The organism is Frigoribacterium sp. MEB024 (assembly GCF_000878135.1).
Classification (GTDB): Bacteria; Actinomycetota; Actinomycetes; order Actinomycetales; family Microbacteriaceae; genus Frigoribacterium.
This window is the reverse complement of record NZ_JXQZ01000005.1, coordinates 1-16,609: the sequence shown is the minus strand read 5'-3', so window position 1 is coordinate 16,609 and position 16,609 is coordinate 1. Positions and strand designations below refer to the sequence as shown.

The window sequence follows — 16,609 nt, the reverse complement described above, 5'->3', positions numbered from 1 at the left end:
GTCGGGCCCACCGGAGTGCGAACAGGCTAGCGGTCGGTGGCCCGACCCCGTAACCCCCTTGCGGACAGGCAGCGGCCGTACCCTCAGGCATGGACGAAGCAGAGATCGACGACCACGCCCGCCAGCTCGTGACGGCTTTCGCCTTGCCCAGCAAGGTCGGCCGCCTGAACGGCCTGCGCTCGACCGACGAGAAGCGGGCGAAGTTCCGGACCGGGCTCGGCCTGATGCCGTTCCGATCGGACCGCACCACCCGGCTCAGCCACGCCGACTCGTCGCCGTCCGCCGTGCTGACCCGACTGCGCGACCTCGGAGCCGGCGAGCGCTGCGTCGTGTTCGAGGAGGGCAGGGAGTGGGCCGGCACCCTCGACGACGCGGTCGCCGCCGTGGTCGGGCAGGGCTACGGCGCCGTCATCTCGTGCCTGCCCGGCCGTCTCGGTTACGCCGAGTCCGAGTCGGGCGAGCGGCTCGTCCTGTCCCTCGACGAGTGATGCGGAGGCGGCCCCGGCTCACACCGGGACCGCCTCCTGTGACCTACAGCAGCCGGACGAGCGCGGTCACGAGCGCGACCAAGGCAGTCAGCAAACCGACCACCCCAGCACACGACTCGTACGCGTCGCTCCGACTGCCACGACGGCGGTGTCTTGCCATCGCGGGCCTCCTTGTTCCCAGGGCAGGAGGCTTGCGGTCTGCGCTCCCCCAGCCAGGTGGCTCGGGGATCGCATATACTCGAATGCGTAGCGATCCGAGTGTCAATGCCGCTCAGACCACTGGCCTCACACGAGGCGAGATCAGCCCCTGTTCCTGCAGGGGCTTTTCTCTTGCTCATCGAGTCCGGCGAAGACTTACCTGGATTCCCTCGCCGAGACGTCCATTCTGCCTCACCGACATGTCAATGCCGGAACGAGACGCGACGGTCAGGCGGGCCCCGGGTACTGCCGCTCGCCGCCGGTGTCGAACCGCTTGCCCGAGGCGCGCGAGGGCAGCAGCGACATGACCAGCAAGGTCAGCCACCCGAAGACCGGCAGCAGGTAGAAGAGCGCGTACCAGGCGGTGAAGCCCCCGTCGTGCAGGCGCCGCGACTGCAGCGCGAGGGTCGGCAGGAAGCTCACGATCGACCACAGCACGACGACGACGCCCTGGGGATCGATGTAGGTCCAATCGCCGTTGTCACCCCCGGCCCAGGTCGACGTCCCGCCGCTGCCCGTGGCCCAGGCCTGCAACGCCCCCTGGAACACGAGCGCGATGACGAACCACCACCAGTACTCGCTGCGGCTCGCGCGCCCGTGGAACGTGGCGTACTTCCGCCAGAACCGGACGACCGCGACCTTCGGCGAGGCACGGTGGTACGGCTGGTCGAGGGGCACGGGGCCGGCGGCTCCGGTCATGGGATCTCCTGCGGTGTCGGGTGACGGGCTGCCCCATCCTCTCAGCGCCGTCGCCGCGTCGTGGCCCGTCGACGCGGCCCGTCGGTACTGTGGGGCCCGCCGACCCTCGCGTCGGCGCCGTCGCCCATCCGGGGCGGCGCCAGACGAAGGAGACCCCATGAGCATCGGCGGCGGAATCGCCTTGATCGTGATCGGCGCGGTCCTCGCGTTCGCTCTCGACTTCCAGGTCGCGGGCATCGACATCAAGCTGATCGGCTACATCCTCATCGCGGCCGGCGTGGTCGTGACCATCATCGGCATCGCCTTCGCGTCGCGCCGGCGCTCGACGGTCTCCACGACCCGCAGCGCGGTCGACCCGGCCACGGGCGAGCGCGTCGAGCGTCGTTCGACCGACAGCGACCCGCTGGTCTGACCCGAGGGTCCGACGCGACCCGAGAACGCAGGAGGCGCGGTGCCGGCTGGCACCGCGCCTCCCGTGTGTCGGGGCGGGGAACGCCTAGAGCTGCACGCCGTCCTGCACGGACGCGGCGCGGTGGCGGCGACGCAGCACGAGGGCCGCACCGGTGCCTGCCAGCATCAACGCGAGCAGCAGGGCGGGCAGCGCGTCGGAGCCGGTGAACGCGAGGGGGTCACGTCCGTTGCCGGCCGTCCCCGCGCCTCCTGCGCTCGTGCCGTCACCGGGGACCGCCGCGGGCGGGGTCGTCGGCGCCGGGGTGACGGCGCCCTCGACGACCGCGACCGTCGTGACCAGGGTCGTGCCGCTCTGCGTGCCGGTCAGCGTGATCGTGTAGCTGCCGGGCTCGGTGGGGGCCGTGACCGTGTAGGTCGCGACTCCGTCGACGACGTCGGCGATGCCGAGGTCGGTCACCGTGCCGTCGACGTCGAGCGTGCCCGTGACCTGGCGGTCACCGGCGAGGCCGGCGGTGCTGACCGGGAACTCGGCGCCGGGGGCGACCTCGGTCGGAGCGGAGATCGTCGCGTCGGCACTGAGGCCGTCGAGGTCACGGTCGAGCTGCAGGGCGTTCACGATGGTGAAGAAGTTGTCGGTCTGGTCGATCAGGCCGACGACGTTCGCGGCGCCGGGGCCGTAACCCGCGACGCGCAACTGCGTGCCGGTGTGCTGCTGCGAGCCGCCGGCCGCGGCCGTGCCGTAGGCGATCTTCATCGTGGTGCCGTCGACCGTCGTCAGCGCGGTGCTGAGCGTGGCGGGCGGCGTCGAGTCGACGATCTGGCTGGTGTGGGCGTGGTCCGCCGTGACGATGACCATCGTGTTGCCGTCGGCCTTCGCGAAGGCGAGGGCGGACTGGACGGCCTCGTCGAGGTCGAGCACCTCGCCGATCTGGCCGCAGGCGTCGGCGCTGTGGTCGCGCTTGTCGATCGAGGCACCCTCGACCTGCAGGAAGAACCCCTGGTCTCCCGTGTCGAGCAGGTCGATGGACTTCTCGGTCAGCGACTGCAGCGAGAGGCCGGTCGACAGGCGAGCCGGGTTCGGCTGGCAGGTCTGCGGGGCCAGGTCGGCGCCTCCGACGGTGGCCGTCGTGGCGGCGTACCGGGTCGGGAAGTTGCCGTCGGTGAAGGTGCCGAGCACGGGCTGCGTCTGGTCGGCGGTCGACAGCGCGTCGAGGCCGGCCGCGTCACGCACGACCTGGTAGCCGCGATCCTGTGCCTGGGCGAACAGGGTGTCGCCCTGCCACTGACCGGCGCGGGCCGACTGACCGAACGAGGTCGCGCCTCCGCCGAGGGTCAGGTCGGCGCGGGTGCCGATGATCTGCTCGCTGATCGAGCCGAGGCCACCCTGGTCGAGGGCGTCGGCACCGCACTGCGTGACGCTGTCGGGGCCGTAGCAGCTGCGGGCGGCGACGTGCGCGGCCTGGACGGCCGGGGTGGCGTCCTGCAGCTCGGCGGTCGAGACGTTGCCGGTCTTCTTGCCGTTGGCCTTGGCGATCTCGATCAGGGTGTCCTGCGGGACGCCGTCGACGTCGACCGAGATGGCGTTGTCGTAGGTCTTCGTGCCGGTGGCCCAGGCGGAACCGGTCGCGGCGGAGTCGGGCACGTAGTCGGGCTTGCCCTTGTTCGCGCCGTCCCGGTAGACCGAGTACGTCGTGTACTGGCCGGTCAGGGGCAGGGCGTCGATGCCCGGCAGCGTTCCGCCGGCGCCGTAGGCGTAGTTGCGTGCCGAGGTGATCTCGCTGTCGCCCATGCCGTCACCGATCAGCAGGATGACGTTCTTGGCGGGCCCGGCCTCCACCGAGTCGAGCAGCAGCTGCGTGCTGTCGTCGATGCTGCGGGCGGCACCACCGTTCTGGGCGACGTTCGCGGGGGTGGCCGCGAAGGCGGCGACGGGGGTGAGGGCGAGGGCGGCGACGGCGGCCGTCGCGACGACCCCCGTCGTCAGGGCCGCACGCCGGCGGTTCGGGGTGTTCTTCGACACGGTTCTGCTCCTGTGATCGTGATCGTGATCCGGTCGCCACGCGACGGAGTCGTCGCGGGACGGAGATCAGCAGACTCCTGCCGGGTGGCCGTCGAGTGAACGAGGGCGTGCGCGCGGGTGAACACCCTCGGACGGGGGTCGCCGCACGACGCGGGACGCCGTAGGACGCGGACCGCGGTGTGGTGCGGTACGGACCGCCGACGGCCTCAGCCGACCGTCGAGCGGAGCACCGACGACCCGTCGGGGCGGCGTCGCACCTCGACCCGGTCGGCGATGCGCTGCTTGAGCTCGTCGACGTGGCTGACGATGCCGATCACCCGCCCCGAGGCGCTCAGGCGACCGAGCTCGCTCATGACGGCGTCGAGGGTGTCGGGGTCGAGCGAGCCGAACCCCTCGTCGACGAACAGGGTGCCGAGCTCGAGTCCGCCGGCCTCGGCCTGCACGACGTCGGCGAGACCGAGGGCGAGGCTGAGCGAAGCGTAGAAGGTCTCGCCGCCCGAGAAGCTGCCGGGGTCGCGGGTGGTGTCGGTGGTCGCGTCGCGGATGACGAGCGAGAGCCCGGTCTTGCGCGACCGCGACCCGACCTCGCGCTCGTCGGACGACGCGAGCTCGTACCGCCCGCTCGACATGACCGACAACCGCACGTTCGCCGCCGCCACGACCTCGTCGAACCGACGCAGCAGCACGTAGGTGCCGAGCGTCACGCCCTTGACGTTCTCGCCGGTCGAGGCGCTGGCGAGGTTCGCCATGCGCACCACCGCCCGGGCGTGCTCGACGGCGGCGTCGGCCGCGGCCGTCACGGCCTCGAGGGCGGCCAGGGCCTGGCGCGACCGTCCGGCCCGGTCGCCGGCGCGCGTCGCCCGGTCGGTGGCCTCGTCGAGCTCGGTCTCGACCCGGTCGAGGGCCTCGACGGCCGACTCGACGTCGGCCGCCTCGTCGCCGGTCAGCACGGCGACCTCGGGCTCGGCGAGGCCGGCCGAGACGACGGCCCGTTCGCGCTCGTGCCCGGACACCCGCGTCTCGAGGGCGGCCCGGTCGCCTGCCTCGAGGGCGGCGTCGGCGACCTGGGCGACGTCGTCGAACCCGCTGCGCTCGAGGACGGCGGCGAGCTCGGCACGTCGGACGACCGCCGCCTCGGACGCCACGTCGGCGGCGTCGAGGAGGGTCAGGAGGCGCGTGTCGCGTTCGACGCCGTCACCGACCGCGGCGGCGAGCTCGGCGATCGTCGGAGCCCGACCGTCGAGCAGTCGCGCGATCTCGGCCTCGTCGTCGAACAGGGCGCGTCGGTCGGCGGCGACGCGCTCCCGGCGGGTGGCGGCCCGTTCGCGGAGGTCGTCGAGCTCGGCCCGCAGCCGGTCGACCTCGCGGTCGTGGGCCACCAGGGCCGCGTCGGCCGCCACGAGGGCGGTCCGGGCCCGGATGGCCTCGGACACGCGCAGGGCCAGCCCGGCCAGCTCGGACTCGACGTCGTCACGGGTCAGGTCGCCCAGGGCGCGGCGGGCCTCGGCGGCCCGCCCCTCGGCGGTCGCGTGCCGTGCGGCGGACTCGCGCTGACGGGCCTCGGCCGCGCGTGCCGTCAGCGACGCGGCCTCGACCTGGTCGTCGGTGGGGTGCTCGGTGCCGGGAGCCGCCGGGGCCGGATGCTCTCGCGAGCCGCACACGGGGCACGGGTCGCCGACGACCAGACCCGCGGCCAGATGACCCGCCATGCCCTCGATCTGCCGCCGGCGGAGGCCGGCCTCGTCGTCCAGGGCCTGCAAGGCCGCCGCCGAGTCGTCGACCAGTCGTTCGGACGCCGCGTCGACGGCCCGGCCGAGGGCGTCGAGGTCGTCGAGGTCGCGCAGACGGACGCGCGCCTCGGCCGTCGCCTGCTCGGCGGTGACGAGGTCGGACGAGGTGCCGACCAGGTCGTCGCGCTCGACGACGAGAGACGCCCGGACGGCGGGGGCCGCGACGAGGCGGTCGTCCAGCTCTCGGCGCCGCTCGTCGGCGTCGACGAGGGACTGCTCGGCCGCCTCGAGGGCTGCACGACGCCCGGGCAGGCCTCTCTCGGTGCGGGCCGCCTCGGTCAGGAGGGCGAGTTCGGAGAGCCGGGCGTCGCGCCGCGCGGCGACGTCGGCTCGGACCGGGACCCCATCGGCTGCAGCGGACACGGAGCCCTCGCCGCCCGTGACGCCCCGGGGGGCCTCGGCCAGGCGGGACGCCGCGTCACGCTCGGCCTCGTCCGCCCGCGTGACAGCGGCGAGGGCGTCGGTCACGGTGGCGGCTCGGGCCGCCGCGGCCACGCGCGATCGCACCGTGGCGATCTCGGCGTCGCCCTCGTCGAGACGCGTCCGTCGGACGATCAGGTCGGCCCGGCGGTCGAGTGCCGCCTTCAGCGCTCGCACGCGATCGAGCGACCGTCGCGCCGCGTCTCGGGCCTCGACCGCTCGGGACCGCCGTGCCGCCGTGTCGGAGGCCTCGGTCTCGAGGGCCCCGAGCACGGCAGCCGCGCCGTCGGCGACCAGGGCCTCGTCGAGGACGTCGGCCTCGAGTCCGCTCGCCTCGAGCAGTCTCGCGCGGGCCAGCTCGATGTCTCGGTCGGCGGCGGCCACGGCGGCGTTCGCGACCTTGCGTCGTTCGACGAGCTCGGCCGTGGTCCGCTCGTAGATCTCGGTGCCGAAGAGCGACTGCAGGACCTCTTTGCGCTTCTCGCCGGTCGAGCGGAGGAAGGCGGCGAACTCACCCTGGGGCAGGACGACGGTCTGCACGAACTGCTGGCGCGTGAGCCCGAGGATGCGCGAGACCTCGGCGCCGGCCTCTTGGGTGCTGATCGAGACGATCTCGCCGTCGACGGCGTCGGGCGACGAGAGGCGCCACAGTTTCGCGGTCGCGTTCGCCGGCGTCGTGCCCGTGCCCCGCGCCTTCGGGCGGCGGTACGCGGGCGTCCGGCGGATGCGGTGGACGCCCGCGCCGTTCTCGAAGACGAGCTCGACGAAGGGCTCGACGTCGGGGGCCGCGTGGTGGCTGCGCAGGCGGTCGGGCGTCGACGCCGAACCGGCGAGCCCGCCGTAGAGGGCGAAGACGATCGCGTCGATGATGGTCGACTTGCCGGAGCCCGTGGGGCCCTCGAGCAGGAAGGTGCCCGAGGCGCCGAGCGCGGCGAAGTCGATGCTGTGCTCGCCCGCGTAGGGCCCGATGGCCCGCAGCGTCAGCCGGTGGAGGTTCATTCGCTCGCCTCGCTCGCGAGCGCGGCCTCGTAGGCGCCGCGCACCACGGCCAACTCGGTCTCGCTCGCCGCACCACCCGAGGCGAAGGCGACGAAGGCGGCCGCGACCTCGATCGGGTCGGACTCGGCCGTGACGGCGGCGAGCGCCGGGGCCTCGACCGCCCCGACGGGGGTGTGGTGGATCGCGAGGGCGTGCGGGAAGTGCTCGGCCACGCGCGTGTAGAGCCGCTCGGGGTGCACGGGATCGGTGACGTAGACCCGCAGCCAGGCGTCGCGCAGGTCGTCGTGTCGGCCGTCGAGCAGGGCGTCGAGGGTGTCGGTCACCTCGGCGAGCCGACGCGGCACGGGGGCCGGGACGAGGTCGACCGAGACCGAGCCGTCGGCGGCCAGCTCGACGATCGTGGACGACTTGACCTGGTTCCGCTCGCCGAACGAGAAGGCCAGGGGCGACCCCGAGTAGCGCAGGCGACCGGACGGGCCGACGCGTTGGGCACCGTGCAGGTGACCGAGGGCGACGTAGTCGACGCCGTCGAACACGGCCGAGGGGACCGAGTCGACGCCGCCCACCCGGATGTCGCGCTCGCTCTCGCTGCGCTCGGGAGCAGTCCCGTCCTCGAGGTCGACACCCCCGACGGCGGCCTCGGGGTCGGCGGCGGGCCCGGCCACGACGAACGCGTGCGCCACCACGACCGACCGGGTGGCGGGTCGCCCGGCGAGGTCGTCGCGCACCCGCTGCATCGCGGCACCCACGACGGCCGAGTGCGACCGGGCCAGCGGCTCGTCCGCGCCCGCCGGTGCCAGCGATCGCCGAACGCTGTCGGGGTCGAGGTAGGGCAGCCCGTAGAAGGCGACCGGCCCGTCGGGGTCGTCGACCACCACGGGCTCGTCGAGCAGGTCGACCGACGCCCGCAGGTGCAGGCCGGGCCGCATCAGCTCGGCCGCGAACCCCAGTCGCACCGCCGAGTCGTGGTTGCCGGGCGTGACGATCACGGTGGCGTGCTCGGTCAGCCCGGCGAGGGCCCGACCGAGGAGGCGCACGCTGGGCACCGCGGGGACGGCCCGGTCGTACACGTCGCCCGCGATCACGACGACGTCGATCGAGCGTTCGGCCACGAGACCCACCAGATGGTCGACGAAGGCTTGCTGGTGCTCGTGCAGGTCGACCCCGTGCAGCGTGCGCCCCAGGTGCCAGTCGCTGGTGTGCAGGATGCGCACGGCGCCCCTCTCGTGGATGTCGCGGTCGGTGCGGCAACGGGTGCCGGAGTCGGTGCCCCCGACTGTATCGGGGGCCTCCGACAGAGCCGACCGCGCCTCCCCGGGTCCGGCGACGCGCCTCCTCGGGACCCGCACGGCGCCTCCTCGTGTCCGGCACCGCGCCTCCCGGCCGGTCGCCGCCCCGCCCACGGGAGTGAGATGGTCAGATGCCCGCACACCGCGGCGGGCCCGACGAGAGCGAGACCGTGAGCCACGACGCCCTGCAGCCCGACCAGGTCACCGCCCTCCGCCGCGAGGTCGAGGCCCGCCTCGACGCGATGGTGGCCGACCTGACGACCTACGCGAGCCTCGAGACGCCGTCCGACGACGTCGACCTGCTCGAGGCGGGGCTGCGATGGATCGAGACCTGGCTCGGCGAGACCGTCGGTCCCCCGGCCGACCGCCGGGTGCACGTCGTCGAGGGCTACGGCGACACGGTGACGCTCGACTACCCGTCGCCGTCCGGGTCGACCGAGTGGGTGTCGGCCCTGTGCCACTACGACACGGTGTGGTCCGAGGGGACGCTGGCCGGGTGGCCCGTCACGGTCGAGGGCGACCGCATGACCGGCCCGGGCGTCTTCGACATGAAGTCCGGGCTGATCCAGCTCGGCAACGCCCTCGCGATCGGAGATCGCCTGGGGCTGCCGCGTCCCAACGTGCGCCTGCTGCTGAACGGGGACGAGGAGGTCGGCAGCATCGCCTCGCGCGAGGCGATCGAGCGCGAGGTCGGACGAGGAGGCGCGGTGTTCGTCTTCGAGTCCGCCGCCGACGGTGCCGTCAAGACCGCCCGCAAGGGCGTCGGCATCTTCGAGGTCGAGGCCTTCGGGGTCGAGGTGCACGCCGGCCTGCACCCGCGCTCGGGTGCGAGCGCCGTCGACGAGATCGCCCGCGTCGTCCTGGCCCTGCACGCGGCCGCCGACGTCGAGGCGGGCACCTCGCTGAACGTGGGAGTGCTGCAGGGCGGCACCCGCACCAACGTCAAGGCCGGCTACGCCCGGGCGATGGTCGACGTGCGCGTCACCTCGTCGACCGAGGCCGAGCGCATCGAGCGGGTCTTCGCCGGGCTCGCGGCGCACGATCCGGCCGCGACGCTGAAGGTCACCGGCGGCTGGAACCGCCCGCCGATGGAGCGCTCGGTCGCGACCGGCGCGCTCTACGAACGCGCTGCCCGGGTCGCCGCCTCGCTCGGCTTCGAGTTGCGCGAGGTGTCGGTCGGCGGCGCCAGCGACGGCAACTTCGCCGCCGCGCTCGGCCTGGCCGTGCTCGACGGGGTCGGCGGCGTCGGCGGCGGAGCCCACGCCCGACACGAGTGGATCAGCGTGCACGGCATGGTCGAGCGCACCGAGTTCGTCAGCGCCCTGCTCGCCGACCTCGCCTGACCGCCGCCCTCCCCGGCGACCGACGCCGCGCCTCCGCCCGGACCCCAGGAAGTCGCCGGGACCCCGGTGCGCGAGCTGGGGTCTCGGCGACTTCCTGGGGTCTCGAGCCTCAGGCGTCGAGCGTGAAGTCGTAGACGCCGGCGTCGAAGCGGGCGTAGCCGGGGTAGTCGATCAGCTCGTAGAGCTCGGCACGGGTCTGCATCGACGGCACCTGCGACTCGAGCGTCCCGTCGGTCGCGAGCGCGTCGAGCGCCCGGGACGCCGCACCCATCGCGGCGCGCATCAGCGACACCGGGTGGATCACCATGCTCACGCCCACGTCGTGCAGCTGTTGGTGCGTGAACAGCTCGCTCTTGCCGAACTCGGTCATGTTGGCGAGCACCGGCACGTCGAGCGCCGAGCAGATCGCCTCGAACTCGCCGAGGTCGGCCATCGCCTCGGCGAAGATCGCGTCGGCGCCGGCGTCCACGAGCGCGCGGGCCCGGTCGACCGCCGCCTCGAGCCCGTCGAGCGCCCGGACGTCCGTGCGCGCCATGATCACGAGCGACGGGTCGCGGCGGGCGTCGACCGCGGCCCGGATGCGCCCGGTCGCCGTCGCCGCGTCGACGACCTGCTTGCCGTCGAGGTGGCCGCAGCGCTTGGGGTTGACCTGGTCCTCGATGTGCAGCCCGGCCACGCCGGCGGCCTCGAGCGCCTGGACGGTGCGGGCGACGTTCATCGGCTCGCCGAACCCGGTGTCGGCGTCGACGAGCACGGGCAGGTCGGTCATCGACGCGATCTGCCCGGCCCGCGTGGCGACCTCGGTGAGCGTGGTGAGGCCGATGTCGGGCAGCCCGAGTTCGTTGGCCATCACGGCACCCGACACGTAGACGCCGTCGAAGCCCTTCTGCTCGATCAGGCGCGCGGTGAGCGGCGTGAACGCGCCGGGGAAGACCAGGGTGCGCTCGTCGGCCAGCCCGGCCCGGAACGTCGCACGCTTGTCGGCCGGCGACACCGTCGAGTACAGCATCAGAACAGCCCGCCCGGCTGGGCGGCGGCACCCGCGAGCGCGTCGGGGGCGACGATGCCCAACTGCCGTACCTCGGCCGCCGTCAACGAGGGGAGGCGCGTGGCCAGGTCGACGAACCGCTCGACCTCGGCGTCGGGCAGCACGCCCTCGGCCAGCGTGCGGAACTTGCGCACGTAGTCCTCGCGTCCGAAGGGTCGCGCCCCCAGAGGGTGGGCGTCGGCGACGGCGATCTCGTCGACGAGGGTCGTGCCGTCGACGAACTCGACCTCGATGCGGCCGCCGAACGCCTTCTCGGCGGGGTCGGTCGAGTGGTAGCGGGCCGTCCAGGCGGAGTCCTCCGCCGTGGTGATGCGCTGCCACAGCTCGACGGTGTCGGGACGCTGCGCCCGGGCCGGGGCGTAGCTGCGCTCGTGGTGCCATTCGCCGTCCTGCAGGGCGACGGCCACGATGTAGGGGATGGAGTGGTCGAGCGTCTCTCGGCTGGCGGTCGGGTCGTACTTCTGCGGGTCGCCCGCCCCCGAGCCGATGACGACGTGCGTGTGGTGGCTGGTGTGCAGCACGATGCTCCGCACCTGCGCGGGGTCTCGCAACGCCGGGTGCGCGCGACCGAGCCGTCGGGCGAGGTCGATCCAGGCCTGGGCCTGGTACTCGGCCGAGTGCTCCTTCGTGTAGGTGTCGAGGATGCCCCGTTTCGACGCCCCCGGCGCCGGCAGGGGCACGTCGTACGACGCCCCGGGCCCGTCGAGCAGCCAGGCGATCACGCCGTCCTCGCCCTCGTAGATCGGGGCGGGGCTGCCCTGGCCCCGCATCGCGCGGTCGACGGCCTCGACCGCGGCCTTGCCCGCGTACGCCGGGGCGTAGGCCTTCCACGACGAGATCTCACCCTTGCGGGACTGCCGCGTGGCCGTCGTCGTGTGCAGCGCCTGGCCGATCGCCTGGTGCACCACCTCGGTCGACAGCCCGAGCATCGTGCCGAGGCCGGCCGCGACCGACGGGCCGAGGTGGGCGACGTGGTCGATCTTGTGGGCGTGGAGGCTGATGGCCCGGACGAGGTCGACCTGCACCTCGTAGCCGGTCACGATCCCGCGCAGCAGGGCCGCGCCGTCGAGTCCGCGGTGCTGTGCCACGGCGACCAGCGCCGGGACGTTGTCGCCGGGGTGCGAGTACTCCGCCGCGAGGAACGTGTCGTGGAAGTCGAGCTCGCGCACGGCGACCCCGTTGGCCCAGGCGGCCCACTCGGGCGACACGGGGTGCTCGGGCGCGACGCCCGTCACCTGCGAGCCCGCGCCTCCGGTGGTCGGCGGGTGCGCGAGCGCCTGGTCGCGCGCGACGGCGACCGGCGCGCGCAGCAGCGACGCGGCCGAGACGGCGGCGTTGTCGATCAGGCGGTTGATCACCATCTCGGTGACGTCGTCGTCGATCGGGGCATCGTCGGTGGCGAGCGCGGCGAGGCGCCAGGCGAGTTCGTCCTCGCGCGCCAGCGGCTCGTCGCTGCGGTGCACCCGCACCGTGTGCACGACGAGGTCGGCGGTCGGGGCGGCCGGCCCGTCCGTGCCCCCGGACGAGGAGGCGCGGGTCGCGTCTCCCCCGCCGCTCGCGTCGGTCGTCGCCCCGGCGTCGTGTGCGTGCTCGGACGCCTGCTCGTGCTGCGTGCCCATCGGCCACCCTCTCTGGTGGGGCGGGCGTCGTGCGGCCCGCCGTGCGCCGTCGTCGGTGACGGCCGTGTCGTTGCCGACCAGTCTCGCACCCGGGCCGGGCGACGCGCCTGGCATCCCCCCGGCCCGCCGACGCGCCCCGTTCGGGGGTGAACCCGTCTGTACGCCACCTGGCAGGCTCGGAGCATGACCACCGAGAGCCCGCTGGGGGGCGGCTCCGACGAGCGACGCCCCTCCGCCGACCAGCCGACCACCTCCTACCCCGCGACGGGGACGTCCACTCCGCCGCCGCGACCGGGCCGCCCGATCGGGCTCGCGATCGCCGCCCTCGTCGTGGGCATCGTCGCGTTCCTGCTCGGCCTCGTGCCCGTGGTGGGCACGATCGTCGGCGTCGCCGCCGTGGTGCTCGGCATCATCGCGCTGCTGCGGCACCAGTCGAAGGTCATGGCGTGGATCGGCCTCGGCCTGGGAGCCGTCGCCACCATCGTGTCCATCGTCGTCGCCGTCGGCCTCGGCGCCGCGATCGACAGCGTGCAGCAGGACGACCCGGCCGTGACCGCCACCTCCAAGCCCGCCCCCGTCCGCACCTCGTCGACGCCCGCGCCCACCGCGTCGGCCACGCCGACGTCGGCGGCCGCCGACGTGCCGGCCGACTACTCGGATGCCCTGGCGGACGCCGAGACCATCGCGAACGGCCTCGGCAGCAGCAAGCTCGAGACCTACACGAAACTCGTGGCCGGCGGAGCCTCCGAGGCCGCGGCGCAGTACGCCGTCGACACGGTCGACGCCGACTGGCAGGCCAACGCCGTCCGCAAGGCCAAGGCCTACGCGGCGGACGGCATGACCGGCGACGTGCTGCGCAACCAGCTCGTCAGCGAGTACGGCGAACAGTTCACCGCCGAGGAGGCCGACTACGCCCTGGCGCACCTCGACGACTGACGCGTCGTGACACGATCGTGACCCTGGCCGGCCCGACCTCATCCTCCGGGACGAGTGCTCGGGCCGGACCGGTCTGTAGCGTCGAGATCGGCGAACGGTCGGGACGGCACGACGACCAGGAAGGCACGACCATGAGGGGCACGACCATGAGGGGCACGACCGCGAAGCGGACGGCGACGATCACGGGGGCGACGGCCTGCCTGGTGCTGGCCCTCACGGCGGGCTGTTCGAGCGGTCCCGGCGAGGCGACACCCGATCCCTCGAGCCCCGGCTCGTCGGCGCCGTCCTCGCCCACGCCGTCGGGCACTGCCACACCCGCGCCGACCGAGACCCCCGGGCCGATCGCCCTGCCCACCGACTGCACCGACGTCGTCGACCAGGCGACCTACGCCGCGACCTTCGGCGACAGCCCGCTCAACCCCGTCGAGTTCGGCGGCTCGGGCACCACGTCGGGCGTGGTCACGCCGACCGAACCGCCCGCGGGGGCCAGCGCGGTCCAGATCGTCCGAGCGGCGAACGAACTGAGCTGCCTGTGGCGTGACCCGCGCGCCGACATCTCGGGCATCGGGGTGGACATGGGGCACCTCGACCCCGCGGTCTCGGGCCCGGCCTTCGACTCTCTCGCCTCCGCCGGCTTCACGTGCACGACCGTCCACGAGGGCCGCAGCTGCCAGCTCGTCACGCCCGAGCAGCAGTACCCGGTCGACCGCACGCAGACCTTCTGGGTGCGGGACGACGTGGTCGTCACGGTCGACCAGACGAACGTGCCGACGGACGACCTGATCGGCTCGATCGCGACGCGCCTCTGGGGCTGAGCCCGCGCCTCCTGCGGTCGTCAGACCCCCGGAACCGGCCGAGACCCCCGTGCGCGCACGGGGGTCTCGGTGACTTCCTGGGGCCTCGGGCTCAGAGCACGCTCTTCGGCACGCGGTGCAGCGTGACCGCACCGACGGCGTCGAACGGGTGCAGCGGGTCGGGGGCGACCGAACCGGTCGGGCCCCCGAGCCGCGAGTGCCCCACGGCGCTGAGCACGGCGTACGCGTCGCCACGCGACCAGCCGTGGTCGTCCACGAGGAACGAGAAGGCGTCCTCGTAACCGCGGCGGATGCTCTCCTGCACCGGGTCGCCGAGACCGACGAAGATCCAGTCGTCCGCGGTCTCGATGCGCGGCGCCCGCAGGCCGAGGCCCGGCACCAGGTCGATCGAGACGACCGCGGTGCCCTCGGCCTCGATGGCCACGAACGACGACTCACCCTCGGCCATGATCGCGTGCACGTCGCCGATCGACAGGTACGCCCCCTCGACCATGACCGGCAGGTAGACCGTCGACCCGACCGTGTTCTCGGTGACGTCCATGTTGCCGCCCTGGGCGTACGCGGGCATGATCGTCGAGTTCTCGCCCTCGGCGGGCGCCGTGCCCATGCAGCCGATCATCGGCCGGGCCTCGAACACGTGCCGGTCGGTGACGTGCACCCCGTCGGAGTCGATCGGCACGCGACGGGTGAACATCTCGTCACCCATCGCGTGCTGCAGGGCCCCGGACCCGGGCAGGCTGACCGACCAGCCGTGCTCGATCAGTCGGATCTCGTGCACCGTCACGGCGAGCGCGTCGCCCGGCTTCGCGCCCTCGACGTACACCGGCCCGGTGACGGGGTTGATCGGCACGGACAGCTTCGCCAGGTCGTGGTGCCGGTGCAGCTCGGCGTAGACGGCGTCGCTCGTCTCGAACCCGATGCGTTCGCCCGTGCCCGGCTCGATGCGCAGGGCCGGCTCCACCGTGGCGGTGAAGCCGGGGCGACCGTGCTCCTTGCCGAGGAAGTGGTCGATCCCGTCGTGCCGTGGCCCCGAGGAGGCGCGGGTCGGCTCCCCGACGGAGGCGCCGGCCCCCGGGCCGGTCCCGTCGCCGCTCATGCGTCGCGCCGTTCGGAGTCGGTGGCGGGGGTGGACGCGACCGCGGAGTCGTCCGCGGCCTGCCCGAGGGACGGCGCCGCGCCTCCTCGGCTGCGGTAGTAGAGGAACACGCCCGCGCCGAGCACCAGCCAGACCACGCCGCCGATCTTGGCCTCGGGTGCGGCGTTGACCAGCACGTAGCCGATGATCAGGAACCCGACCACGGGCACGACGAGGTGCAACAACCAGTTGCGCGACTTCTTCTTCACGACGTAGTGCACCACGACGGACACGTGCAGCAGCATGAAGCCGAACAGCGCCCCGAAGTTGACCAGCGACGAGATGACGTCGATCTGGCCGACGAAGAACAGCACGAGCACGGCCGAGAGCGCGGACACGACGAGGATCGCGGCCTGCGGCACCTGACGCGTGTTGATCTTCGACAGGAACGCCGGCAGCTGCCCGTCGCGGCTCATCGAGAACAGCAGACGCGACGTCGCGGCCTGGGCGGCCATGGCGTTGGCGATGCCGACGGCCAACACGTTGACGACGAAGAACGCCGTCGCCCACCCGCTGTTCGACGCCTCGCGCACGAGGTCGAAGAAGGCGTTCCCGGCCTCGCCCTCGGGGAACGAGTCGCGGCCGCCTGCCAGCGCGCTGGCCAGCCAGGTCTGCAGGATGAAGCAGAACGCCACGATGAACAGCGCGATGATCATGGCCTTGCCGGCCCCGCCGCGCTTGCCGGTGCTCTCCTCGGCGAGGGTCGAGATGCCGTCGAAGCCGAGGAAACTCAGCACGGCGATCGACAGCGCCGAGGCGATCAGGGGGGCGGTGACCTTGCTGGAGTCCCAGATCGGGTCGGTCGTGAACTCGGCACCGGGGATCGTGCCGCCGTTGAGCGCGGTCACCGCGATGATGACGAAGATCACGATGAAGACGACCTCGATGGCGAGGAAGACCCGGTTCATCAGCTTGATCGAGCTGATGCCGAGGAGGTTCACCGCGGTGTTGATCGCGACGAAGATCAGCGCCCACATCCAGCGCGCGGTGCCCGGGAAGATGCCGATCATCGACTCGGCGGCGAAGACGTAGAGCAGCGTCGGCACGAGCAGGTAGTCGAGCAGGATGGCCCAGCCGGCGAAGAACCCGGCCACGGGGTGGATGCCCCGCCCGACGTACGAGAAGACCGACCCGGCCAGCGGGATCGACTTCGCCATCTGCGCGTAGGCGAGGGCGGTGAAGATCATCGCGACGAGTCCGACCAGGTAGACCAGCGGCACCATGCCCGACGACGCGTTGTAGACGGTGCCGAAGATCGCCCAGGGCGCGATCGGCACCATGAAGATCAGGCCGTAGATCAACAGGTCGACGGTCGAGACCGACCGCTTGAGTTCTTGCTTGTAGCCGTACTGCTCGAGCTGCTGCTGGTTGCTCAGCTCACCGCCGGAGGCGGTCTTCG

Annotated in this window: 13 protein-coding genes; 5 read left to right on the top strand and 8 right to left on the bottom strand. The window is 73.1% G+C overall.

Features of this window, described 5'->3' with window-relative positions; genetic code table 11:
* The first annotated feature begins 89 nt into the window (after positions 1 to 89).
* A complete protein-coding gene (locus tag SZ60_RS01935) occupies positions 90 to 488 on the top strand; it encodes a hypothetical protein (protein ID WP_043593192.1) in 399 nt (132 codons plus the stop codon).
* Between the two features lie 426 nt (positions 489 to 914).
* Here SZ60_RS01935 and SZ60_RS01930 read toward each other — a convergent pair whose 3' ends face one another.
* Positions 915 to 1,385: a DUF805 domain-containing protein gene (locus SZ60_RS01930; RefSeq protein ID WP_043593191.1), complete on the bottom strand. Its 471-nt coding sequence runs from the start codon at positions 1,383 to 1,385 to the stop codon at positions 915 to 917.
* 157 nt (positions 1,386 to 1,542) lie between these two features.
* On the opposite strand from SZ60_RS01930, the gene SZ60_RS01925 reads away from it, so the two are divergent.
* A complete protein-coding gene (locus SZ60_RS01925; RefSeq protein WP_043593189.1) occupies positions 1,543 to 1,797 on the top strand; it encodes a DUF6458 family protein in 255 nt (84 codons plus the stop codon).
* A gap of 84 nt (positions 1,798 to 1,881) precedes the next feature.
* Here SZ60_RS01925 and phoA read toward each other — a convergent pair whose 3' ends face one another.
* The 3 genes from phoA to SZ60_RS01910 form a co-directional block, all read right to left on the bottom strand.
* The gene (phoA, locus tag SZ60_RS01920) at positions 1,882 to 3,816 is read right to left on the bottom strand and encodes an alkaline phosphatase (protein ID WP_082059785.1); all 1,935 of its coding nucleotides are present in this window, start codon (positions 3,814 to 3,816) and stop codon (positions 1,882 to 1,884) included.
* Positions 3,817 to 4,022: 206 nt separating this feature from the next.
* On the bottom strand, positions 4,023 to 7,025 hold the full coding sequence (locus SZ60_RS01915; protein ID WP_043593187.1) for an AAA family ATPase: 3,003 nt from the start codon (positions 7,023 to 7,025) through the stop codon (positions 4,023 to 4,025).
* Positions 7,022 to 8,239: an exonuclease SbcCD subunit D C-terminal domain-containing protein gene (locus SZ60_RS01910; protein WP_043593186.1), complete on the bottom strand. Its 1,218-nt coding sequence runs from the start codon at positions 8,237 to 8,239 to the stop codon at positions 7,022 to 7,024. The genes SZ60_RS01915 and SZ60_RS01910 overlap by 4 nt, the downstream gene beginning before the upstream one ends.
* A gap of 206 nt (positions 8,240 to 8,445) precedes the next feature.
* On the opposite strand from SZ60_RS01910, the gene SZ60_RS01905 reads away from it, so the two are divergent.
* A complete protein-coding gene (locus SZ60_RS01905) occupies positions 8,446 to 9,657 on the top strand; it encodes a M20/M25/M40 family metallo-hydrolase (RefSeq protein ID WP_082059784.1) in 1,212 nt (403 codons plus the stop codon).
* Between the two features lie 109 nt (positions 9,658 to 9,766).
* Here the strand turns inward: SZ60_RS01905 and prpB are convergent, their stop codons facing one another.
* On the bottom strand, positions 9,767 to 10,666 hold the full coding sequence (gene prpB, locus SZ60_RS01900) for a methylisocitrate lyase (protein WP_043593184.1): 900 nt from the start codon (positions 10,664 to 10,666) through the stop codon (positions 9,767 to 9,769).
* Entirely contained in the window at positions 10,666 to 12,324 is a 1,659-nt protein-coding gene (locus SZ60_RS01895; RefSeq protein ID WP_082059783.1) for an MmgE/PrpD family protein, read from the bottom strand. The genes prpB and SZ60_RS01895 overlap by 1 nt, the downstream gene beginning before the upstream one ends.
* A 183-nt stretch (positions 12,325 to 12,507) precedes the next feature.
* On the opposite strand from SZ60_RS01895, the gene SZ60_RS01890 reads away from it, so the two are divergent.
* Complete coding sequence (locus SZ60_RS01890) at positions 12,508 to 13,260, top strand: Ltp family lipoprotein (RefSeq protein ID WP_052505084.1); 753 nt, start codon at positions 12,508 to 12,510, stop codon at positions 13,258 to 13,260.
* A gap of 146 nt (positions 13,261 to 13,406) precedes the next feature.
* Positions 13,407 to 14,075, top strand: coding sequence for a hypothetical protein (locus SZ60_RS01885; protein ID WP_156155448.1), 669 nt, complete (start codon positions 13,407 to 13,409; stop codon positions 14,073 to 14,075).
* A gap of 91 nt (positions 14,076 to 14,166) precedes the next feature.
* On the opposite strand, the gene SZ60_RS01880 is transcribed toward SZ60_RS01885, so the two are convergent.
* Together SZ60_RS01880 and SZ60_RS01875 are read right to left on the bottom strand one after the other, a co-directional pair.
* Positions 14,167 to 15,171: an acetamidase/formamidase family protein gene (locus tag SZ60_RS01880; RefSeq protein WP_082059782.1), complete on the bottom strand. Its 1,005-nt coding sequence runs from the start codon at positions 15,169 to 15,171 to the stop codon at positions 14,167 to 14,169.
* Positions 15,168 to 16,586, bottom strand: a complete 1,419-nt coding sequence (locus tag SZ60_RS01875; RefSeq protein ID WP_043593209.1) for an APC family permease — start codon at positions 16,584 to 16,586, stop codon at positions 15,168 to 15,170. The genes SZ60_RS01880 and SZ60_RS01875 overlap by 4 nt, the downstream gene beginning before the upstream one ends.
* Positions 16,587 to 16,609 lie beyond the last annotated feature (23 nt).

What these genes read in the sequence shown, in the direction of transcription:
- SZ60_RS01935 (WP_043593192.1), top strand. Translation starts at nt 90, where the DNA reads ATGGACGAAGCAGAGATCGACGACCACGCCCGCCAGCTCGTGACGGCT.
- SZ60_RS01930 (WP_043593191.1), bottom strand. Translation starts at nt 1,385, where the DNA reads ATGACCGGAGCCGCCGGCCCCGTGCCCCTCGACCAGCCGTACCACCGT.
- SZ60_RS01925 (WP_043593189.1), top strand. Translation starts at nt 1,543, where the DNA reads ATGAGCATCGGCGGCGGAATCGCCTTGATCGTGATCGGCGCGGTCCTC.
- SZ60_RS01915 (WP_043593187.1), bottom strand. Translation starts at nt 7,025, where the DNA reads ATGAACCTCCACCGGCTGACGCTGCGGGCCATCGGGCCCTACGCGGGC.
- SZ60_RS01905 (WP_082059784.1), top strand. Translation starts at nt 8,446, where the DNA reads ATGCCCGCACACCGCGGCGGGCCCGACGAGAGCGAGACCGTGAGCCAC.
- prpB (WP_043593184.1), bottom strand. Translation starts at nt 10,666, where the DNA reads ATGCTGTACTCGACGGTGTCGCCGGCCGACAAGCGTGCGACGTTCCGG.
- SZ60_RS01895 (WP_082059783.1), bottom strand. Translation starts at nt 12,324, where the DNA reads ATGGGCACGCAGCACGAGCAGGCGTCCGAGCACGCACACGACGCCGGG.
- SZ60_RS01890 (WP_052505084.1), top strand. Translation starts at nt 12,508, where the DNA reads ATGACCACCGAGAGCCCGCTGGGGGGCGGCTCCGACGAGCGACGCCCC.
- SZ60_RS01885 (WP_156155448.1), top strand. Translation starts at nt 13,407, where the DNA reads ATGAGGGGCACGACCGCGAAGCGGACGGCGACGATCACGGGGGCGACG.
- SZ60_RS01880 (WP_082059782.1), bottom strand. Translation starts at nt 15,171, where the DNA reads ATGAGCGGCGACGGGACCGGCCCGGGGGCCGGCGCCTCCGTCGGGGAG.